11 protein-coding genes are annotated in these 22789 nt (G+C 64.3%); all 11 read right to left on the bottom strand.

Annotated features, from left to right (window positions below):
- Nucleotides 1-88: 88 nt before the first annotated feature.
- Nucleotides 89-1768: an ABC transporter permease gene (locus tag BL8807_RS01605; RefSeq protein ID WP_072723626.1), complete on the bottom strand. Its 1680-nt coding sequence runs from the start codon at nt 1766-1768 to the stop codon at nt 89-91.
- On the bottom strand, nt 1765-2733 hold the full coding sequence (locus BL8807_RS01610) for an ABC transporter ATP-binding protein (protein WP_072723694.1): 969 nt from the start codon (nt 2731-2733) through the stop codon (nt 1765-1767). The genes BL8807_RS01605 and BL8807_RS01610 overlap by 4 nt, the downstream gene beginning before the upstream one ends.
- Before the next feature lie 342 nt (nt 2734-3075).
- Nucleotides 3076-4308 carry a glycosyltransferase family 2 protein gene (locus BL8807_RS01615; RefSeq protein WP_072723692.1) on the bottom strand — a complete coding sequence of 411 codons (1233 nt, stop codon included), beginning with the start codon at nt 4306-4308 and terminating at the stop codon, nt 3076-3078.
- Nucleotides 4308-5828 carry an AI-2E family transporter gene (locus BL8807_RS01620; RefSeq protein WP_094725372.1) on the bottom strand — a complete coding sequence of 507 codons (1521 nt, stop codon included), beginning with the start codon at nt 5826-5828 and terminating at the stop codon, nt 4308-4310. Before BL8807_RS01620 ends, BL8807_RS01615 begins: the two co-directional genes overlap by 1 nt.
- A 41-nt stretch (nt 5829-5869) precedes the next feature.
- Nucleotides 5870-8479: an aminopeptidase N gene (gene pepN / locus BL8807_RS01625; RefSeq protein WP_072723624.1), complete on the bottom strand. Its 2610-nt coding sequence runs from the start codon at nt 8477-8479 to the stop codon at nt 5870-5872.
- A 126-nt stretch (nt 8480-8605) separates the two neighbouring features.
- Nucleotides 8606-10552, bottom strand: a complete 1947-nt coding sequence (locus BL8807_RS01630) for a ribonuclease J (RefSeq protein ID WP_072723622.1) — start codon at nt 10550-10552, stop codon at nt 8606-8608.
- Nucleotides 10553-10620: 68 nt separating this feature from the next.
- A complete protein-coding gene (dapA, locus tag BL8807_RS01635; protein WP_072723621.1) occupies nt 10621-11526 on the bottom strand; it encodes a 4-hydroxy-tetrahydrodipicolinate synthase in 906 nt (301 codons plus the stop codon).
- Between the two features lie 180 nt (nt 11527-11706).
- Complete coding sequence (gene dapB, locus BL8807_RS01640; protein ID WP_072723620.1) at nt 11707-12459, bottom strand: 4-hydroxy-tetrahydrodipicolinate reductase; 753 nt, start codon at nt 12457-12459, stop codon at nt 11707-11709.
- Between the two features lie 320 nt (nt 12460-12779).
- Nucleotides 12780-13991: an MFS transporter gene (locus BL8807_RS01645; protein ID WP_083570094.1), complete on the bottom strand. Its 1212-nt coding sequence runs from the start codon at nt 13989-13991 to the stop codon at nt 12780-12782.
- A 385-nt stretch (nt 13992-14376) separates the two neighbouring features.
- Nucleotides 14377-18477, bottom strand: coding sequence for an ATP-dependent DNA helicase (locus BL8807_RS01650; protein WP_072723619.1), 4101 nt, complete (start codon nt 18475-18477; stop codon nt 14377-14379).
- The gene (locus tag BL8807_RS01655) at nt 18474-22676 is read right to left on the bottom strand and encodes a PD-(D/E)XK nuclease family protein (protein WP_072723687.1); all 4203 of its coding nucleotides are present in this window, start codon (nt 22674-22676) and stop codon (nt 18474-18476) included. Before BL8807_RS01655 ends, BL8807_RS01650 begins: the two co-directional genes overlap by 4 nt.
- Between the last annotated feature and the right edge of the window lie 113 nt (nt 22677-22789).

Here is a 22789-nt window from a genome sequence, read left to right on the forward strand (position 1 = left end):
CCGTGGCCGTTGATTCGCCGTCTCGAAAGCCAACTGCCGCACTCCTTGTCTTCCAACAACCGATGGGACCCTCGCCCACCGAAGCGCGTCACTTCTGCAGGCTGGCGAACGATTCGAGCGTCTGTACGATCTTGACCATCCGCACATCCATCAGCTTACCGCCAAGCCATGAACCCACGAGCAACGCCACGACGCCGTTGACCAACGCGCCCACGCCGACGCCCGCCAACACGACCGTGGCGTCGCCCACGGTCAGGCCAAGCACCAGCGCCACGATGCCGGTCGGCAGCATGAGGATGACGGAGCCGAACAGATGCGCGAAGGGGAAGAAGCCCTGCGCGGCCAAGCGCCCCTGCGGAGACGAGAACGGCTTTTCGATCGAGGGAACCGGGTACATGAGCACGCAGGACAGCACTTCGGCCAGGCCGAGGCCTGCGAACACGACGCCGATGCCGATGCCGGTGCACACCAGTCCGAGCGCCAGCCCGTCGCCGGTGCGCCAATCCCCCGTGAATACGAAGATGCCCAAGGAGAGAACCAGTATGTAGACCAGCGAGAACGTCGCGTAGACACGCACGCGGCCGAAGCGGTCGTCGCGCCCGCGCACGCCGGCGAGCACCTGCATGGTGAAGCCGCCGCCGTCATAGGCCAGGCCGTTGCCCTCCACCATCATCATGAACAGGCCCATCCAAGTGAGCGACTGCCAGATCATCACGGAAAGACCATGCGACTGAATGCCGAAAATCACCACGAACAGCAGCGGCATAAGGAACATCACCGACAGGCGCGGGTCCCGGCGCATCGAAATGAGCAGTCGGGCGGAGATCGCGCCGGACGGCGAGTCAGGCATCCATGAGAACGCGCCGATACCTTTGATTTTGGCAGTCGCGGCATCGCGCCCGGCGACCAGGCGTTCGCGACGCAGACACCAGGTGCAGACCATGAAGCACACCACCCAGGTGAGCGCGAGCACGGCGAGACGGCCGAGCAACGGCAGCCAAGCGCCGGCGAACGCGTCGAACGGCAGTTGGAAGGCGGCCGCGAGCGGCGTCCAAGCCAGGATGTCGGCGAGCATCGTACCGCCGGCCATCAGGGCGGCCGTATCGAAACCTTCGGATTCCACACTGCTGTTGAGCACGATGCTCGGCATCTGGCACAGCAGAATGGACACCACCGTCGTGACGATATAGAACATGGTCCGACCGCGCGTGGAAGTGACCATCGAGGTGGCCAATGAGATGATCATACGCGAGATGCTGATCATCGTGACGACGGCCAGCGGCGCGGCGACGACCGCCACCAGCACGGGCACCGGCCCCATCCAACGGTAGGCCATGGCCCACAGCGCGAAGGCGAGCGTGCCGCCGATGGCAGGCGCCCCGGAAAGCCCCGCAAGCAGCAGACCGAACTGCAGCGTGCGGTCCTCGATACCATATAATTCGAATTTTTTAGGGCTCAGCGAGGATCCCTCGCCGATCAGCATAAGCTGGATGGCCGCGACGAACAGCAGCAGGCAGGCCGCGACGATGACGACCACACAGCGGGTCACCGACGCGTAGTCACGAGCCGCAGCCGAAGCCTGTCCCGCCGGCGATCCCATCAAATCAGGACCGAAACCGAGAGCGAACGCACCCGCCGCCACACCGATGACGCACATGGCACCCATCGCCAGACAGACGACATAGCCGACGGTCTGCCACACGGATTTGCGCATGGCCGCGAAAGTCAGCGCCCAACGCAGGCGGACGATATTCAACGCGATGGTCATCGCACGCCTCCGTTGCCGTCCGACGCGCCGGTACGACCGGTCGGCGCGGGCGTCCCGATCGGATTCTGGACCGGGGTCATGGGCTGGACCGGAACCATGGGCTGGATTGGATTTGTGGCGGAACCCGGCGCGGAAGCCGGCATGGACGCATCATTCGCGCCGCCGTCGAGCCAGTCGAGTTTGGCCGCGCCGTGACGCCCGCCGACAAGCGTGAGGAAGCGCTCCTCCAAGTCGCCGCCCGCCGCCACTTGGTCGACGGTGCCGGCCGCGCACACCTGGCCGCGGTTGATGATGGCCACATGCGTGCACATCTTCTCGACCAGCGCCATCACATGCGAGGAGATGATCACCGTACCGCCGGTGGCCGCGTATTCAATCAGGATATCGCGCAGATTCGCGCTGGAAACCGGATCGACCGATTCGAACGGCTCGTCGAGCACAAGAATGCGCGGACTGTGGATCATCGCGGCCGCAAGACAGATCTTCTTGGTCATGCCGGAGGAATAGTCAACCACCATCGTGTTCGCCGACTGCGCCAAATCGAAGGCGTTCAGCAGATCGTTGGCGCGGCGCAGCACCTCGTCGCGGCGCATGCCGCGCAGCATGCCCGAGTAGACCAGCAGCTGCAGGCCGGTAAGCCTGTCGAAGATCTGACCGGCCTGCGGCATCACGCCGATTTCGCGCTTGACGCGGTTGACGTCGCTCCACACGTCGTTGCCGAGGATCATCGCCGTGCCCGCGTCCGGCACGAGCAGGCCGGTGAGCATGTTCAGCGTGGTGGTTTTGCCAGCGCCGTTGGGGCCGACCAAGCCGTAGAAGGAACCGACGGGAATGTCGAGAGCCAGACCGTTGACGGCGACCTTGTCGTCGAAGCGCTTGAACAGGCCGCGGATCGACACGGCGGCGGAAGGATCGGGAGGAATCGGAGCATAACCAACAGAATTGGCGAAAGTGTCGAATGTCATGGTTTCCATACTACCCCACACGCGAAGGGCTGCCTTGCTGTTGTCAACACCCGTGCACAGCCGCGCAGCGGCATATCATGTGGCACATGGTGCGGTCCATGGTGCGGTGGTGCCCATGGTGCGGCACTTTCCATGGTGCGGTGCCTCGAAAACGTTGAAATTCCAACCCACCGCACCATGTAGTCACCGCACCATGGACCGCACCATGTGATGGCTCCGCGGCCTTTGTATAATCGCGCAACGATTACGAGGGTGACATCTTAAGGAGCTACGCTCGGGAAAACCCACAGGGTTTTCCCTTCACTGCGCCGCCTCCGCGGCCTTTGTGTAATTGCTTCGCAATTACGAGGCCGCGCCTTTATGTTGTATGGGTTTCCATTGGGCTTTGGCGAAGATGGCCTGGAAGGAAATCGGCACGTAGCTGAGCATGTAGATCGGGAAGCTGAGCACGTAGGCGAACAGCTCCTTGTTGGTGGCGCCGATCTGATCGCGTTCCGCGAGAATCGTCAGGGCCGCCAACGCCATCATTCCGAGGATGCTGGTGATGATGCCGCTCGACCATCCGGTCAGCGACTGCAATTGGCTGGACCAGGTCACGAATCCGAACGCGGCGAACAGACATCCCATCGCCACGCGTACCACGCCAAGCACGGTGAACGGGCACAGCAGCAGCGTGAAATCGATGCAGGAGAAGTCGCGTTCGCGCACGGCGCGCTTGATCAGCGCCTCGCCGTAATAGCGGAACACCTGCAGGAATCCCTTGCTCCAACGCAAGCGCTGCCGCCAGCTCTGCGCGAAGGTGACCGGCTGCTCGTCGTAGAGAATGGCGGTGCCGCAATAGCCGATGCGGTCGCCATGCAGAATCGAATCCATGGTGAATTCGAGATCCTCGGTGAGCAGATGGAACTTCCACCCCTTGTTGCGCTGCATCACCTCGCGCGAGAACATGAAACCGGTGCCGCCCACATGGCAGCTGGAGCCGAAGATCATACGCGAGCTGTTGAGGAACCGCGATTCGCGGATGAACCACAGCGCCGAGCCGGACGACACCCAGTTGTCGGCGAGGTTCACCGAATTGCGGTAGCTGGTCAGAATGCGGAAGCCCGACTGGTAGGCCTTGTTCATCTCCGCGACATAACGACGGTCGAGCTTATTGTCCGCGTCGAACACGAAATACGCGTCGTACCGCTCGGCCGCTCCGGATTCGATCATATGGTTGAGCAGATAGCTGAGCGCGTAGCCTTTGCCGATCTGCTCGGTGTTGTGCCGTTCGACCACATGGCAGCCCAGATCGCGCCCCACCTGGGCGGTCTGGTCGGTGCAGTTGTCGGCCACCAGCCAGATGTCGATGAGTTCGCCGGGATAGGTCTGTTCGCGGATCGAGGCGATGAGGTTGCCGATCACATTCTCCTCGTTGCGCGCGGAGATCAGCACGGCGAAATGCCTGTCTTCGGGCGCGTCGGGGAACCGGGCCGGCTTGGCCAGCAGCGACATGATGATGCAGGCGGCTTGGTAGAGGATGCCCGCCGCGCCCAGGATGACCAGCAGGACATCCAACACGTTCAGCAGCAGCATCAGCGCCACCCCGCACGAGGATTGCCGTCGGCCGAACGCGCGCCGCTCCCGTCCTCACGCCCGTCGACGTCGGACCGACCACGGTCTTCGGCTCCGGATTCGTCCCCGTCCACGATCCCGCCTTCGTTCTCGTCGGCACCCGCGAGCGGACGGCGCTCCTGTCCGGACAGCACGTTCTTCGGAATCGCCACCGTGGCGGAATCCTCGTCATCCCCGTCGTCGGACGACGCGATGTTGTAGATCTGCTCCTGCAGGCGGCGCAGCTCGTCGTTGATCGGCACACGGCCGGCCGTGCTTTTGGCCGCGCGCGGCATATGCTCGGCCACCGGTTTGATCACATGGTCGGCGATCACCTCGCCGGCCTCCACCACCTTGGACTTCTTCACCGGCTCGGGATCGTTCATCAACGGAGAATCGACCAGCTCATACCGCTTGGTGTATGCGCGGAACACGGCCTGCAGACTGGCGGTGATCGGCAAAGCCAGGAATGCGCCGAGCGCGCCGAACAGGGAGCCGAACAGCAGCACGGCGAGGAAGGCCACGGCCTCGTTGAGATCCATCGTGCGCTGCGAGATCTTCGGCGAGAGGATCATGTTCTCGATCTGCTGGTAGACGACGATGAACACCAGCACGGCGAGCGCCGCCGGCACGCCGTTGTTGCTCCATGCGAACAGCACCGGCAGCGCGCCGCCGACGTAGGTGCCGACCACGGGGATGAACTGGGAGACCAGACCGCAGAAGATCGCCAACGGCAGCCAATAGGGCACGTGGATGACCTCAAGGAAGATGCCGGTGCAGGTGGCGTTGATCAGGGCGAGGATCGAACGGGAGAACAGGAATCCGGAGATCTGCTCCTGCACGATCGTCCACACCAGCAGGAAACGGCGCTGCTGGGAGGGCCCCATCCACTGGCACAGCGAACGGCGCATTTTGGGGCCGGCCGCCGAAACGTAGAAGGTCACCATCAGCACGGTGAGCAGGTCGATCAGCACACTGAAGACGCCCATCGTGGTGTTGAGCGCCTGTCCGGCGAAGTCGGTGACCCACGAGGTCTGCAGGTTCTTGATGATCTCCGTGCCCAAGCTGTCGATCTCCGGCAGCCGGAACGTGGTGTACTGGGCCACCAGATCGGCGATCTGCTGGTAGAGCGCGGGCATCCCCCGCACCATGCCGACGACCTGCTGCACGAACATGTTGCCGAACAACGCCAGCAGGCCGACGATCGCCACGCACAGCAGCAGCAGGGCGGAGGCCGAGGCGACGCCCCGCTTCCACCCATGCCGCACCAGGGCGACGACCATCGGCTCCACCGCCAACGCGATGAAGATGGAGATGACCACATCGAGCACGATGTAGTCGATCTTGCTCCACGACCTCCAGACGAAATACGCCAGGAACACGGCTATGGCCGTGTACAGCAAGGCGCGCCCGAACCATTCCGGAGGCCGGCGCGCATCCCCTTTGGAGGGGAACACCGACGCGAAGTCGATCCGTTCGTTGTCTTCATCGTTGATGCTCATGGCTCACCATTCTCGTTATCGGCGTTGGCCGCGTCGGTCGATCAGAGAGATTCGTTGTACTGGCGGACCTTCAGCGTGCGGCGCGACGAATCCACGTTCTCGATGATCAGTCGCCTGAGCGCGTTGTCCGCGTCCTGGTGAGATTCGAGCCACGCGTCGCCCAGCTCCGTCAGATCGGCCGGATCGGCGTAGGACGGATACAGGCCGGTCAGCAGCGCTTCGGCCATATGGTAGGTTTTGTTCGCCCACACCCAGTCGACCGTGTCGAAGTACTGCTTCGCGTACGGTTCGGCCAGGTCGGCGCGCGGCGTGCCGGAGAAGCCGCGGGCCACGGCCTCCATCTGCGAGTTCGTCAGCCCGTCGTTGTGCAGCGCCTCGTTCCAAGCCCAGCTCTTCGCGTCGGCCGTGGCGTGGGAGGCGCGGGCGCCCAGCGCGAACTCGCGGTTCTCCGTGGTCTCCTTCTTGGCCAGTTCGGCCTGCACATCGGCCTCGTCCATCTCGTTGACCGAGGTGAGCGCGGTGATGATCGTCCAACGGAGGTTGTTGTCGATCTCAAGCTCAGGCAGGCTGATCGTGCCGTTGAGCAGACCGCGCGCGTTCGCGGCGAACGCGTCGTCGCCCTCCTCGCCATAACCCAGATAGGCGGTGGCCAGCTGGAACTGGTTGTCGGAGCCGGCATCGGCCACATTGGCCAGCGCCCACAGCTCGGCGGCCACATGACGCAGCATCTCGTCGCGGGAGTCGGCGGGCACGTAATGGTGCACGGCGGTGCCCATGCAGCTGAGCGCATAGCGGAAGGTGGTGGATTCGGTCTCCGCGGACAGCAGACGCAGCGTCATGTCGATGAAGCGCGTGGCCGGGAACTCGCCGTCGCGGGTCATATCCCAGAAGGCGAGCCAGATGACGGCGCGGGCGAGCGCATCGTCGAAACGGTGCAGGTTGGCCTCGGCGAAGGCGAGGGACTCCTCGTCGAAACGGATCTTCGTGTAGGTCAGGTCCTCGTCGTTGACCAGAATCAGCGCGGGGCGGGGCTTGCCGGCGGCCTCGGCCACCACGGTCGTCTCGCCGTCCACATCCAGTTCCACACGCTCGGTGCGTACGATCTTGCCGCTGGCGGGGTCCTCGTCGTAGAAGCCGAGGGCCAGACGGTGCGGGCGCAGCACGGCATGGTCCGCCGGAGCGGTCTGACGCAGGGTGAGCGAGCGCAACGCGCCGTTCTCGTCGGTCTCGACCTGCGGGGTGATGGTGTTGATGCCGGACTCCTCCAGCCACTTCGCGCTCCACGCCTTCAGGTCGCGGCCGGAGGTGGCCTCCAGCTCGCCCAGCAGGTCGGCGAGGGTGGCGTTGGCGTAGGCGTGCTTGTCGAGATAGTTGTGGATGCCCTCGAAGAAACGCTCACGGCCCACATAGAACACCAGCTGCTTCAGGACGGACGCGCCCTTGGCGTAGGTGATGCCGTCGAAGTTCACGTAGGTGTCGTTGAGGTCGTTGATCGGAGCGACGATCGGATGCGTGGTGGGCAGCTGGTCCTGACGCAGCGCCCAACTCTTCTCGCCGGAGCAGAACGTGGCCCAGGCGTCATGCCATTCGGTGGCCTCGGCGGTGGCGAGGGTGGAGGTGAACTCGGCGAAGGATTCGTTGAGCCACAGGTCGTTCCACCACTTCATGGTCACATAGTCGCCGAACCACATGTGGGCCAACTCATGCAGCACGGTCACCACACGGCGTTCGGCGAGCGCGTCGGTGACCTTCGAATCGAACACGTACTGGTCGCGGATGGTGACCATGCCGATGTTCTCCATGGCGCCCGCGTTGTATTCGGGCACGTAGATCTGGTCGTACTTGGCGTACGGGTAGGGCACGCCCCACGTCTTGGCATAGAACGCGAAGCCCTTCTTGGTGATGTCGAACAGGTAGTCGACGTCCCTCTCGAACGCTTCGGCCAGGGATTGGCGGCAGTACTGCGCCATCGGCACGACGCGTCCGTCCTCGTTGTGGTATTCGGTGTGCCACTCGGCGTACGGGCCGGCGCAGATGGCGGTCAGATAGGAGCTCATCACCGGGGTGGGCTCGAACGTCCAACGCTTGGTCGTCTCGTTCGGCTTGTCGCCGAGGGTGCCGTCGGCGGTTTCGGTTTCGCTCTCCTCGACGGAGGCGACCGGCATATTCGAGGTGACGATCCAGCTTTGGGGCGCCAGCACGGAGAAGTTGAACACGGCTTTCAGATCGGGCTGGTCGAACACGGCGTAGACGCGGCGGGCGTCCGGCACCTCGAACTGGGAGTACAGGTAGACGTTGCCGTCGGTGGGGTCCACCGAACGATGCAGGCCCTCGCCGGTGTTGGAGTAGCGGCACAGCGCCTCCACCACCACGTCGTTGCTTTCCTTCAGATCATTCAGCGCGATGCGGTCGTCGGCGAACACTTCGGCCGGATCCAAGGCCTCGCCGTTGAGCGTGACCGCGGTCACCTCGTCGGCGATGAGATCCAGGAAGGTGCTCGCGCCGGCCATGGCGTCGAATGTGATGTGGGAGACCGAACCGAAGGTGCGCTCCCCTCGAGTCAGATCCAGATCGACATGATAGGCGATCGGCGCTTCGACGACGCCTTTGCGTTCCTCAGCCTCGACTCGGGTCAGGTTAGAACCGGGCATGCTACTCCTTTGCCACAAGCTGGCGCGCTTCCGCCACGCCATATGAAAACGGCGCAACCGATTCGGTTACGCCGCTCTGCCATTCCGATAGGAACAACTGTATACCCTTTATCGGCGCGGAGCCAATTATCGCTCCTGGCCGGCAAGCTCGTCCACGTCGGTGGCCAGATCGGCCACCACGGGCACGATCATCGGCTTGCGCTTGAGCTGTCGGGAGATCCAACCGCCCAGCGTGCGGCGCATCAGCTGCTGCAGCTTGTAGGTGTCCTTCGTGCCGCTCATCATCGCGTCGTTGAGCTGTTCGACGATCTGATGACGCACCTTGTTGAATTCGCTTTCGTCCTCGGCCACGGCGTTCAGGTAGATCTTCGGACCGGAGACCACCTCGCGCGCCTCGGTGTCGACCACCACGAAGGCGGAGACGAAGCCTTCGGTGCCGAGGATGCGGCGCTTCTCCAGCTCCTCCTCGGTCAGCTCGCCCACCGAGTCGCCGTCCACATACACGTAGCCGCACGGCACGGAGCCGACGACCGCGGCCTTGCCGTGGTAGAGGTCCACCACGTCGCCGTCCTCGGCGAGCACCACGTTCTGCGGATCCACGCCGGTTTTCACGGCGATCAGGCCGTTGGCCACCAGATGGCGGTTCTCGCCGTGGATCGGCATGGCGCACTTGGGCTTGACGATGTTGTACATGTACAGCAGCTCGCCCTCGTTGCAGTGGCCGGAGACGTGCACGGCCGCGTTGTCGCGGTTGACCACGCGCGCGCCCATCTGCACGAGCTTGTTGATGATCTTGTACACGCCGTGCTCGTTGCCGGGGATCAGGGAGCTGGCCAGGATCACCGTGTCGAACTCGTTGATCGAGATGTCGCGGTGGTTGCCGTCGGCGATGCGGCCCAGCGCGGCCATCGGCTCGCCCTGGGAGCCGGTGCACATGTACACCAGGTTCTTGTCCTCAATGTCGTTGGCCTGCTTGAGGTCGACGACCGTGCCTTCGGGAATGTGCAGGAAACCCAGATCGGCGGCGATGGACATGTTGCGCACCATGGAACGGCCGACGAACACGACCTTGCGGCCGTACTTGTGGGCGGCGTCCACCACCTGCTGCACGCGGTGCACATGCGAGGAGAAGCTGGCGACGATGATCTTGCGGGTCGCCTGCGCGAAAGCCTGGTCGAGCGCGGGACCGATCGTGGTCTCGGGCTTGACGAAACCGGGCACCTCGGCGTTGGTGGAATCCATCATGAGCAGATCCACGCCCTGCTCGCCGAGCTTGCCGAACTCCACCAGGTCGGTGACGCGGTGGTCGAGCGGCAGCTGGTCCAGCTTGATGTCACCGGTGTCGATCAGGCTTCCGGCCGGGGTCTTCACGTAGACGGCGAGCGCGTCCGGAATCGAATGGGTCACGTTCACGAACTCGAGGTTGAACGGGCCCACCTTGAGCTTGTCGCGGCCGGAGACCTCCACCTTGGTGGGGTTGATGCGATGCTCCTTGCACTTTGCGTCCACGAAGGCGAGGGTGAGCTTGGAGCCGATCAGCGGGATGTCCGGGCGCAGCTTGAGCAGGTAGGGCACGCCGCCGATATGGTCCTCATGGCCGTGGGTGAGCACGAGCGCGTCGACCTGGTCGAGGCGATCCTTGATATAGCTGAAGTCGGGCAGGATCAGGTCCACGCCCGGCTGCTCCTCTTCGGGGAAGAGCACGCCGCAGTCGATGAGCAGCAGGTGGCCGTTGTATTCGACCACGTTCATGTTGCGGCCGATTTCGCCAAGGCCGCCGAGCGGGGTGATGCGCATCGAGCCCTTGCGGTACTTCGGCGGCGCGATCAGGGTCGCGTTCTGCTGGGGCGCGGTGGCCTGCGTGGAGTTGTTCTGGTGGCGGGGACGGCTGCCGCCCCTGCCGGCGCGCTGTCCGGACTTGTTCGCGGGCGCGTTCTTCGCTTTCGCGGTGGATTTCGCCGCGGCCTTGGTGTTGGATGCCTTGGTGCTGGCGGTTTTGGCGGAGCCGCGGCGGCGGGTGCCGCGGGTCGATGATGAGGAGTTGGAATCGTTGGTGTTGTTTTCTTGTGCCATGTACTTTCGTTGGTTTCTTATGGTTATTGCCTTCGTGCTCTCACGGAGGCGACGTGGGGTGCGTCCGCTCAGAGCAGACCGGAGGCGCGCATGCCCTCCTCGGCCTTGTCGAGCTGGACGGCGTCCGGGCCGATGTTCGGCAGACGCATTTCAGTGGATTCAAGCGTGCCGTTGACGCGGCAGGCGGCCTTGGCCATCACGGCCTGATAGCCGTCGCCGTTCAGGGCGTGCACCAGCGGCGCGAGCTGGTTGGCGAGGCGCTGCGCCTCGTGGATGTCGCCGCGGTCGAAGGCCTCGGCCAGTTCGCGCATCGGCGCTGAGGCGACGTGCGCGATCACGGAGATGATGCCCACCGCGCCGATGGACAGGAACGGCAGGAACAGGCCGTCGTCACCCGAATACCAGGCCAGACCGGTGCGCTGCTGCTTCTCGACCGCCGCGGCGAGGTCGCCGGTGGCGTCCTTGACTGCCACGACATGGTCGAGCGCGGCCAGACGGTCGTAGGTGTCGACCGTGACCTTCAGGCCGGTGCGGCCGGGCACGTCGTAGACGATGATCGGCTTGTCGGTGGAGTCGTTGACGGCCTTGTAGTGGCCGACGACGCCGTCCTGCGAGGGACGGGAATAGTAGGGCATGACGACGAGCACCGCGTCGGCGCCCGCCTCCTGGGTCTGCTCGACCATACGCACGGTATGCGCGGTGTCGTTGGATCCGGCGCCCGAAATGACGGGCACGTCCACGACCTCTTTGACCGCGCGCACGAGGTCGACCTTCTCGTCGATATGGGTGACGGGCGATTCACCGGTGGTGCCGTTGACCACGATGCCATCCGCGCCGTCGGCGACCAACGCCTTGGCCAGCTTCTGCGCGGCATCGAAATCGACGCTGCCGTCGTCCTTCATCGGAGTGACCATCGCGGGAAGGATGCGGCCGAACGGGGCTGGATTCAGAAGGTGGATGTCATGCTCACTCATAATGTTCACCGTACTTCTCGTTATGGACTGTGTTAGGCACCGTGGGCACTCCCATAGGGTGATGCTCGACACGCTCCGGGCCGCTCAGGCCAAGTCTTTACGGTCGAGCATCACCCTATGGGATTGCCCACTCCTATTGGACTCCTGACAACATGGCGAGCATGACGCAGGAGGGAGGGATTAAAGGTCGAGGAAGTTGGCGAGGCCGACGGTCAGGCCTGCGGGGGCGTCGGAGGCGAGCTTGCGCGCGGCGAGCAGTACGCCCGGCATAAAGGATCCGCGGTCGAAGCTGTCGGCGCGGATCGTCAGCTGCTCCCCCGCATTGCCGAACAATACCTCTTCATGGGCGTTGAGTCCGCGCAGACGCACGGCGTGCACCTGGATGCCGTCGACCGACTGGCCGCGCGAGCCGCCGTCGGTTTCGGTGGCGTCCGGCACGGCCGGCAGTCCGGCGGCCTTGCGGGCCGCGGCGATGCCCTGCGCCGTGTGGATCGCGGTGCCGGAGGGGGCGTCCACCTTGTTCGGATGGTGCAGTTCGATCACCTCGACGGATTCGAAATACTTCGCCGCCTGCGTGGAGAAATAATCGGCCAGCACGGCGGAGATGGCGAAGTTCGGCGCGATGAACGCCTTCTGCCCTTCGCGTGGGGCCTTGGCGAGCGCCTCGCGCACCTGGTCGAGCCTCTCGTCGGTCCATCCGGTGGTGCCCACCACCACGTCGACTCCCTGCGCGATCAGCGTGAGCACATTGTCGAGCGTGACGGACGGCACGGTGAATTCAACCGCCACGTCGGTGTTCTCGGGAGTGATCCGGGTCAGGTCGTCGCCCGCGTCAAGTGCGAGCGCCAGCTGCATGTCGGCCGCGCCGTTCACCGCGTCCACCACATGCCGGCCCATACGGCCCTTCGCGCCAACCACGGAAACCTTGATCATATTCGCTCCTTACCGTTCATGGCCCATCTTCACGGATAGGGCCCTGTCACTCTTCCCAAAAAGCGTAGCGCGGGCCATGGCGGAACACACCCCCAAGTCCACATGCTTGTCGCGAAACCCGCCCGTCGTCCCGAGCGGACGTAGTTCCTCTTCGTCATCCTGAGCGGAGCGTAGCGAGGCGCAAGGATCTCAAGCCAAGAGATGCCTCGACTTCGCTCGGCATGACGGAGGTTTCACCCGCATGACGAGGGTTTCACCCCGGCATGACGAAGGGTTTCACCCGATACGACGGATTTCGCCCGGCACGACGGAGGTCCGGCTCAGCGCTTGGATGGGCGATGGGACAGACGCCAGCCCAAGAGGGCGAGGGGCAGTGCGGCGGCGGTGAAGATCCAGGGCAGCATCATGCCGGAGTGCACGCCGGAGGCGTCGAGCACGATGCCCCCGATCGACGAGCCGATGGAAGTGCCCACCGTGCCTGCGGTGGACAGCCAAGAGAGGCCTTCGGTGAGCGATTCAGCCGGCACCAGGCTTTTGACGATGAGGTTGCCGGTGGTGAACAGCGGCGAGACGCACAGGCCGGCGAGGATCTCCACCACTCCCAGCAGGAAGAAGTTGTCCATCGTCAGACGGAACAGCACGAATCCGATGGTGAGCAGACCGAGGAAGATCACCATATGCGCCCAATGCGAGCCTTTGAGCTGGCGGGAGCCGAACACCACCGCGCCGATGCACGAGCCGAGGGCGAACATGGCGAGCTGCAGGCCGAGGAACTTCTCGACGCCCGCCTCCTGCATGGCGGCGGTGATGGACACGTCGAAGGAGGTGAAGCTCATGTTGAAGACGACGAACACCACCAGCAGCGGCAGCACGCCCGTGTACAGCAGCACGTTCTTCGGCTTGGTGCCCTGATGGCGCAACTGGTCCAACGACAGCGTGTCCATCGCGCCGTCGGCGCGCGCGGACGCGGCTTCGGCGGTGGGCAGCGAGACGGTCTGGACCTGTTCGATCATCGGCTTGGGCTGTGTGGATTTGAGCATGAAGAATACGGTGCCGCCGATGCCGCAGGCCAGCGTCGGCACGAACAGCTGGCTGACCGGGTGCACGGAGGTGGCCAGCCACGCGGCGAGGATCGGCCCCAAAATGAACACGACCTCGTCGATGGCGGCCTCCATCGCATAGGCGGTGTTGAGCAGCTGTTCGCCGCCGTCGACGCCGCGCAGCGCGTACGCCCAACGGGTGCGCACCAACGCGCCGAAGGAGAATTGGGTCAGGCCCATGATCACGGCGAGCGCGAACAGCAACGGAATCGGCACACGCATCAGCGCGCCGAACGCGAAGCCCAGCATGGACGCGACCTGCACGGCGAGCGCGAACCGCCCCACTCGGGCCTGGCCGAAACGGTCGAAGGCGCGCGCGTAGAACGGGGTCACACAGGAAAGCGCGAACACGTAGGCCGCGCTCATGGTGCCGGCGACGGTCCAGTTGTCGTATAGATGGTTGAGCGCGAGCACGATGCCGAGACTCATCATGGAGATCGGCAACCGCGCCACCGCGCCGGACACGCAGAAGGCCTTCGCTCCGGGTATGCGGAACAGCCTGGCGTACGGCGAGGCCTTGGGAGCGCGGCCGTCGCCGCTCGCGGTAGTCTCCCGCGCACGCCGCGTATCCGGCGTATCCGGCATGGTCTGCGCGGTTTGGTCGTTCTTCGGGTCGGTCGTGGGGCTTGTCGTCGCCACGGCATCTCTCCTTACTGTCGTCCGTTGCGCGTGTGCCCGCCCACACGTCGCACCAAGGGTAGCGGCTCCCCGGACTCACGACGTTCGCGATGCGTTCCTCTCGCGGGACCGGCGACTGCCCTATGCGCCTGCGACGCGCGCCGTGTCGGCGTGCGGGGCGCACGGAACCGTGGCCGGTCTAGTCGTTGTCCGATTGCTCGGGGATGCCGGAGCTCAACTCGGCAAGGATGTCCTGTTCTGTTTTCGCGCGGGCACGCAGCTCGCGCCGGCCCTCATCGGGCTCACTCACATAGTAGAGAGACGCGTCGATACTGTCCAACTCGATGCCTTCGACGGCGGCGAGCAGAAGACGGTACATGTCCAGCTGGGCGAGTTTACGTTCGATCTCCTCCGGATTGGTAGGGCGTTTGCCGGTTTTCCAGTCGACCACCGTGTAGGTGGGAGACGTCGCCTCGCCGGAGACGACGGATGCGACGGATGCGGCGGTGGCGACGGAGACCGGAACGTCCGACGATGCCGCCGTAGCCCCCGTGGCGTCATTCCCAGCGCCGTTGTTCCCCGCGCCGGTGTTCCCCGCGGTGACGTTCTCCGCGCCGGCGTTCTCCCCGTCATCGTCCAAACGGCCGTAAAACACGGCGTCGAGTTTGCCGTTGACGATGCCGACGCCGGGAATGTCCACGACGATCTGCCGCTCCGCCCAAGCCGGCGTGCGGCGCGCCCAACGCGACGCGGCCAAGCGTTCGGCCCATACGCGGATTTTCTCGTTGGGGTCCCGCGCGGCTTCGGCGATCAATGCTTCGCGGGATTCGCCACCATCCGTCGAACCGGCACCGATCACACCGGAAACACCGACGCTTGCGTCACCGGTTCCGAAGCCACCGATGCCGGAGCCGTAGGCGAGCGCCTCGCCGGCACCGGGCAGACCCGCGTTCACGAAACGCTCCGCCCAATCATGCAATCGCGTGCCCGCTTCGGCGGCGGGCGAGGCAACACGTGGAATCGGACGGATGATGCCGCGCCAATACTCGCGCTCCTCACGTTCGCCCATGCCTCCGGCACGCGCCTGCAGGCCAGTGACGTTCTGGCGACCGGCCGCACCGATACGCAAAGCCTTGGCCTTGACCGCCTGGTCGAAAGCCGCGCCGTCGAGCAGATTGGCCATCAGATCGGGGTCGGAGACCAACATGCGCGCACGCTCCGTCAGCGAGCCTTCTCCATGCCGCCTCCCCATGCTCGCTTCACTCGCCGGGCCATCACGCCGTGCGCGAATGGCTTCGCGCAGTTCAGACACGCCGCGGGTGATCTCCTCATGTTTGGAGTCGCTCAATCTGGCCGGCCATGGCATGTCCTCCGCTTGGGCGGACGGTTCGATCGGAGACCTCCACGCTTCGGTGACGACGGCTTCGCCGTATTCGCGGGCACGGTCGCCGACAAAGAAGCCTTCGGGAGCCTGCGCATCCGCAAAGTCCTCGACGGGATCCACCACGAGATCCTTCGCCCAAAGCACGTCATGATGCCGGTGTATGGAGTCATGAACCTCCGACCAGAAGTTGGATGGGCTCTTTTTCCGAGCCCTTCCTCCCACCGCGGAGGGATCGCGGGAGCCTTCGTTGTAATGCGCGTAGGTGAGCAGCACGTCCTCGCGGGCGCGCGTGAGCGCCACATAGGCCAACCGTCGCTCATCGGCGTGCAAACGCCGCCCGTATTCCTCCATCTGGGTCAGATACCAGCCGTCGGCGTTCGCTCCGTCACGCTCATCGACGAACTCACGTATGGAGCCGAACACCTCATCGTCGATGGTCTCCGCATCGTCGAGCGCGTCCAATCCTTCGATGGGATCGGCACCAACGGCCAGATCATGCGGGAATCGAGGCAGAATATCGGCATCGGCACGCACCGGGACCGGAACCGCGGTGGGATTCGTCAGCCATGTGTTGGCCTTCTCGTCGTAACGAGGCGCCGACCATCGTCCGCTGCCGGGGTTTTCCGTCTGCCGTTCGGCAAGAGAGACCTTGAGACCATCCCCTTGACCGCTGGGGAATCCGCCATCGGACATGCCGACCACGACCACGGCGTCCCATTCCAATCCCTTGGATTGGTGCACGGTCATCAGTTCCACGTCGACCGGCCCGGTCGGCAGGGACGCGCTTTCGTCATCGATCGATTTGAGCCGGTCGACCCATGCCGTAAAACCACGCAACGTCGGAGTCTGGTCCACGGCGATCTCCTGCGCGTAGGTATCCACCAGGTCGATGATCGACTCCATCGGCAGGCGGGACAGTGTGGGATCGGGCCGGTGGTCGGGCTGCCGCAGCGCATGGGCGATCACGGTGTCGATATCCAATTCCAGCGCTTCCACCGCGGCGCGTACCACATCGTGAATCGGCCGGCCGATGGCGTCCTGCACATGCTTGAGCATCGTCGAGGCGCGGGTGATCGCCGCAGCCCCCTGTTCGCTGATCGAATCGCACTTGTCCAGCAACGATGCGAGTTCGCCATCGATCAGCAGGTCCGCGAGGAACACCGCGTTGGCGACTTTGTCACGGTAGTCGCGCACCGCATCCGCCCACTCGTGTTTGGGTATGTCCGCGGAGACCAGTCCCGCCTGCACCAATGCGTGGAACCGCTGCTCGGTGTTGGCTTGTTCCGCGAATCGGGCTAATGAGGCGAGGTCTCCGGCCGCGACGTTGAATCGCGGCGTGGCCAGCAGGCGCATCAGCGCCGCGCTGTCCGTGTGGTTGGATACGACATGCAGCAAGGCGAACACATCAAGGATCTCCGGACGTTCGAGCAGCGCGGAGTACCCCACCGTAAAAGTGCGCAATCCCGCGTTTTCCAAAGCCTCCTGATATTCGGGCATGATTGTTTTCGTTCGGAACAGCACCGCCACCGAAGCCGATTCCCGATTCCCCCGCTTATGCTGGCGTGCGACCGCGGCCTTGCAGAAGCGCACCACGGCGTCGATCTCCTGTCCGTGCGTCTCAAACCCAAGCACTCCAAGGGTGCCCGCGTCGGCATCGTCAAGCGGATCGAGCGGTGCGACGTCCACCTCGCGCATCAGCGAACTGCTCGCACGATCGGGCTTGACGCGCAAAGGCTCGGTGAGATTGTTGGCGGCCTCCAACACCAACCGTGGATTACGTCTGGTGACGCTTAGAGGATATGGCTTGGCGTCGGACGGCATGCCGAAAGCGCTTTGGAACATACGGAACGCGCCCGGACTCGCCCCTCTCCATGCGTAGATGGATTGGAAGGGGTCTCCCACGGCGTTGACCGCGCAACGGTCATGGTCATCCGCGTGAAACAGCGAGGCGAGCAGCGCGGCCTGTGTGGTGGAGGTGTCCTGATATTCGTCCAGCAGCACGTGGCTGTATCGACGTCGGCATCGTTGCGCGATGGAGGGAAAGCGTTCGATGAGCTGATAGGCCGCGATGGTGAAATCCGAGAATTCCGCCATATTCCGCATACGCTTGGCTTTCGCGTACTCCTCCACCAGAGTGAGCAACGCCTCACGTTTCTGCGTGGTCTCATACAGTCGCCCGCATTGCCCCACGCAGAACGGATGGAGATCGCTCTCCATGAACGCATCGACTTTGGTCCGCCACTCCTCGTCCGTGTCTTTTTTGCCACGTACGGGCTTGACCGGCATCGGCTCCGGCAGAGGTTCGTCACCGATCACCCGTTCGAGCCTTGCCATAAACGCCTGATCCCATGCGCGCACGCGGTCCACCGCTTCTTCGAAGTTGGTGCAGTCCGAACCGATCATGGCGCTGGAGATGGATTCCGAAAGTTTGAGCACATTGTCGGCCAAGGTGTCGAATGCGCCGAGGTTCCGTTCGAGCGCGCTTCCCATATGCGCATCGATCACGTCGCTGACCAGCTGATGTCTGCCCGCCTCGCTCAACGGCTGCGTGTTCTGGTCGAAGCCCACCAGCAGACCGTATTGCCGCACCAAGGTTTGGAAAAAGGCGTCGTAGGTGAAAATCGCCGGTTTCAGGAAGGCATGGTCCATCGAGCCCGCATCCGCCTGGCCATCCGCTGACGCATGCTCTCCGGATACGGCGGCGGACACGCGTTCCAGCAATTCGCCGGCGGCCTTGCGCGTGAAGGTCAGGCCGAGAATGCGTTCCGGGGCGACGCCCCGCCGAATCAACGCGATGATGCGCTGGGTCATGGTGAAGGTTTTGCCGCTACCCGCGCCGGCGACGACCAGCACGTCCGAGTCGACAGGCGCGTCAATGATGGCGCTTTGCTCAGCGCTTGGCGTGAATCCGGTCATGCTTGCCTCGTTTCGAACACGGTGTCGACCATCCCCGCGCATGCGGGACAGGTCCTTGATTTGCAATATTCCAGATGGCTTGGCTGCGGATGCGCGATCAATGCGCCGGAACGTTTGGCCGCTGCCGCATAGAACACGCGGGCGATCATGGTCAGCGCCCATAGCGTCTGCGTGCCGGCGAGCGTCACGAACCGCGCCCACTTCTCGTCCGGTATGCCTTCCGGTTTGGCATCGGGTGTGGGAACCGGCATGTCCATAAGCTTCTCGACGACGTTGGGGATTCTGTAACGCTTCAATGGCGGTTCCGCGTTCAGCGAGCCGTCGACGAACAGAGGAGGCTGGAACCCGCCTTCCGGCGCTTGGGCGAAGCCGGCGCTGCTGCGATGCCTGACATAGAACAGCACGCTCTGACCGATACGCGGCACGTTGCGCACCGCCTCGTAACCGCGTGGGCCGCCTTCGGGGAACGCAAGACCCAACTGATAGCACACCAGCTGCAAATCGTTGAATATTCCCGGGCCTCCGCGGTCCTTGCCGGTTTTGTAGTCGACCAGTCGCAGATGCCTGCTCCCATCGGAAAGCACGCGGGTTTCCATACGATCGATGCGTCCGGCGAGCCGCACGGTAAGGTTCTCACGCATGCCTTCCGGCCATCCCCCCACCAACATCCCCATCGCGGCATAGAGCTGCGGCCGGTTCAGCGGTTCGATGCCCGGCACCGCGTTATAGGCGGCGAGAATATCATTCAGATCGAAAAGCGCGCTGAACTCGCATTCATTGCTGACATGCTCCAACCGCCCGATTTCCAATAGTTTGGCATTCCCGCCCAGATACTCGGCGTTCTCGCTGTCGGCAAAGTAATGCGCGATATTCGCCAGAATCTCATTCGCCGACATGGCGGTTTTCATCGCCTGATACCGTTCTTTGACGTCGGCTATGGCATCGGGGTCCGGACGCAGGGATTCGTAGATCTCCTCAAGACGCCCCGCGATCGCTTCGGCGGAAAGACGAGAGCGATCAAGCCCCTCCTCGCTGCCACGTTGTGCCACCTCGTGGATCAACGAGCCGAATCCCATCGCCAATGATCCCGGCCTGGGGCCGGAGAAACGGTTCTCCAACAGCCAGCACACCGGGCACGCCCATAGTTGGTCAGCCGACGAGGGCGACAACGACACCACCACAGGACGCTCCGACGATAGGTCACGAGCTCCCGTCCGAGCATCGACATCGACATCGATATCGACATCAGCCGCGTGCGCGGGCCCATCCCCCGGGTCGGAGCTTGTGGCATCCGATTCGGCGGTTCCGTCGTCGGTCGTATCATCGTCGCCACCCAAGCCGGAGGCCACGAACGGCCATTGCGCGGGGTCGGCGACGTCCACGCCGTGTTCGGCGAGTAAGGCGAGCGTGTCGATGGCGTCCTTGGCCGCATCGCTTTCCGGCTTGTTGGTGGCGAGCATGATGCGCGCGGCGGCGACCAATCCTCGCGCGCTGGCATCCAGTCCGGAGAAATCGCCGTGATCGTTCGCCGTGGTGTACCGCGCGTTCGAACGTTCGCGCTTGAATCGTTCGGGCATATAGCCGAACAGGAAGTCCGAAGGGCTGGAGTCGTCGTTCCACACCGCGCTGACCGTCGCACGCTCATCGGCTCGGGTGAGGGCCACCAGCAGACTCTTCTTCTCACCGGACAGCACCGACACCAGCCGCGGATCACGCTCGCCTTGCGTCACTTCGACAAGTCGACCACGCAATACGAGTTCGACCAGATCCTCGCCTGCGAACATGGTGTTGCGTTCGGCGAGATTCGGCCATACGTCCTGTTGCATGGACGGCAGCCAGACGTAGCGGAAATGCCGCCCGGCCGCGCCGGCCGGCGTGGTCAGGGTCACGGCCTCCTCGACGGGGCCGATATGGGCGAGCGAGTCCGCCTCGATCTGTTGCGAGCGCATATTGGCGATGAACCCCGTCACGTCCATCGAGCTGCCTTCGGCGAACTGGAACAGTCGCATGGCCGCGTCCAGCCGGTCATTGGCCGCGCGGCCTTCAGGCGTATTGGACAGCGCGAGGTTCTGCCACTGTTTGGCCACGCCGGTGGCGTTCCATGCGACCGCAAGCACATACTGGGGTTCCAGTCGGCGCGTCGGGCCGGCCGCGCTCAGGGAGTCCATCCCCCGCACGATCGCCGCGACCAGCTGCCACAATCGGCTGAACGCCTTGGACTGGGCATCGGTGCCGAGCACCGCTTGAATGGCGTCCATGACGAGTTCGGCGGGTGCGAGTTCGCTGTCGAACGCCAACATCACATAGACGGCGTCCGCCCCGAAGGCGAGATCGTCTCCCCGAGCCGCCAACTCGTCCACCAAAGCGTCATCCACGCTGATGGAAGACGATAGGGTATCCGCTTGTTCCCGGCGAGCCTCTTCGACATGGGAACGCAGACGTCCCCACGCCTCGACCAGCCGGGAGACCGCCGCGTCGTCATCCGTGACGATGCCCGACAGCGAATCCAACGCGACGATCGCCGATTCGATGGGGGCGAGTCGTGCGGGACGGCCTCCCGCGGCACTGACCAATGGGCTGGCGAGGATGGTGGCGACGCGGGACCGCACGAACGCCGCCGTCCGGACCAATCCCATACGATTGCGATCCTCGCCTTGCCTGCGCAGATCGGCCAGCTCCACCAACGCGAACAGCCCTTGGACGAAAGGCTCGTCCTTCAGCGGACGCGCGACCGACGAATAGCGCACCGGCACGCCTTCGCGACGCAAACGTTCCCCGAAACGTCTCACGATGCTGTTGTCGTGGGCGATAACGGCCATATCGTTCCATGTGACGTCCTCGTCAAGTCGCGCGCGCTTGATCTGCCACACCACATCGTCAAGCTCCTCACGGGGGGAACGATACAACGAGGTCTCCAAACTGCCGTCGGCGACCGGCGACGCGCCACCGGCGGCAGTTTGGAGCAGTTTGCCCGGACGCTGCGCGATGGGCACCGGGTCGTGCTCCTGCGAGGGGATCGACAGGGAGATGCGAGAAGCGACCACATCAAGATAACGAGGACCGGAAGCGCCGGCCATCCCCTCATTCTCGGCAGCGGATGCGTCATCGGTTGCGGACATGTCCCCAGCAGCGGACACGCCTTCGGCGACGGTCGCGCGGACGCGAGCGGCAGCGCCTGCGGACGGCAGCGCCGAAGCGTCGCACATCCGCGCATGGATGTCGCCATCCTGGGCCCTGCGGAACAGGTATTCGGGGTAGGAGCCCCGGAAGGTCTGCACGGCCTCGTCCGGGTTGCCGACCAGCAACAGCCGCACACCCGCCTCATGCAGCGACTCGAGAAAGCGCAGTCCGGCGAGCGTGGTGTCCTGGAAGTCGTCGACGACCAGCAGTTCGGGCAGCGTCTCGCCGCGGGCGAGCTGGGGGATCGCATTGGCGCCGGCAACCAGCAGATAGGAGGCGTCGAGCCGGTAATCGTGCGCGTAGGTCTCGCCCAGCATCGCGATGTATTCGGCGCGCAAGGCGAACGCCAACCGCCACTGTTCGGCCAAGCGGGTTCGCCCCTCGCCCAACCGGGCCAGCAGCTCCGCCTCATGCTTCGCCGTGACGCCAAGCTCATCCATGCGGGCGAGCATGTCGCGAAGCTGGGCGATGAACGCGCCCGACACCCCACGCGCGAACACCTCCGCGGTGGGCGACCCGCCGACCTCGGAAGTCCGCAAGCCGATGTTCCTCGACGGCGATTGTAGGCTCACATGCGTGTCCGACGGCACGGCCGACGCTTCGGTGATCAGCGTGGACCATGCCCGTTGCGCGAAATAGCCACGCAACAACGCGCATGTGGGGCAGTCGTCGCCCGCGGCGGCATGGCCCAGATGCACGGCGACGACCTGGCGCAGCAGGGCATCCTGTTCGGCGCCGTTGAGCAGGCGAGGCGCGCTCAATCCCGCTCGGGCTCGGGCAGCGGAGATCGCTCGAAACGCGATGGCGGCCAATGTGGTGACGGGGCGCACTTGGGTGGATGCGCCCATATGACGAATCACACGATTGGACAGCCGATCGGCGGCGGTACGGCCGGACACCGCCATCACGGCACCCTGCATGCCGAACGTCTCCAAACCGCGCAGCAGCGTGGCGAACGCGTATTCGGTTTTGCCGGCGCGAGGCGGCGCGACCAACAGCATCGCCCCACCCGGCCCCATCCCGGCCGCGTCGGCGTGATTCGCCTGGCTGTTTTGCGTATTCGTGTTCGTGCTCATGCCTCCAGCCTAAACGCCCGTATCGGCAAGGGAAAAGTTTTACTTTCCACGCGTGT

Origin of the sequence: Bifidobacterium lemurum (assembly GCF_014898175.1) — a bacterium.
Taxonomy (GTDB): domain Bacteria; phylum Actinomycetota; class Actinomycetes; order Actinomycetales; family Bifidobacteriaceae; genus Bifidobacterium; species Bifidobacterium lemurum.

Bases quoted from the DNA above. Each gene is read 5' to 3' on its own strand.
- BL8807_RS01605 (WP_072723626.1), bottom strand. From the start codon at position 1,768: ATGACCATCGCGTTGAATATCGTCCGCCTGCGTTGGGCGCTGACTTTC.
- BL8807_RS01610 (WP_072723694.1), bottom strand. From the start codon at position 2,733: ATGACATTCGACACTTTCGCCAATTCTGTTGGTTATGCTCCGATTCCT.
- BL8807_RS01615 (WP_072723692.1), bottom strand. From the start codon at position 4,308: ATGCTGCTGCTGAACGTGTTGGATGTCCTGCTGGTCATCCTGGGCGCG.
- BL8807_RS01620 (WP_094725372.1), bottom strand. From the start codon at position 5,828: ATGAGCATCAACGATGAAGACAACGAACGGATCGACTTCGCGTCGGTG.
- pepN (WP_072723624.1), bottom strand. From the start codon at position 8,479: ATGCCCGGTTCTAACCTGACCCGAGTCGAGGCTGAGGAACGCAAAGGC.
- BL8807_RS01630 (WP_072723622.1), bottom strand. From the start codon at position 10,552: ATGGCACAAGAAAACAACACCAACGATTCCAACTCCTCATCATCGACC.
- dapA (WP_072723621.1), bottom strand. From the start codon at position 11,526: ATGAGTGAGCATGACATCCACCTTCTGAATCCAGCCCCGTTCGGCCGC.
- dapB (WP_072723620.1), bottom strand. From the start codon at position 12,459: ATGATCAAGGTTTCCGTGGTTGGCGCGAAGGGCCGTATGGGCCGGCAT.
- BL8807_RS01645 (WP_083570094.1), bottom strand. From the start codon at position 13,991: ATGATGAGTCTCGGCATCGTGCTCGCGCTCAACCATCTATACGACAAC.
- BL8807_RS01650 (WP_072723619.1), bottom strand. From the start codon at position 18,477: ATGACCGGATTCACGCCAAGCGCTGAGCAAAGCGCCATCATTGACGCG.
- BL8807_RS01655 (WP_072723687.1), bottom strand. From the start codon at position 22,676: ATGGGGCCGGGTGGGGCGATGCTGTTGGTCGCGCCGCCTCGCGCCGGC.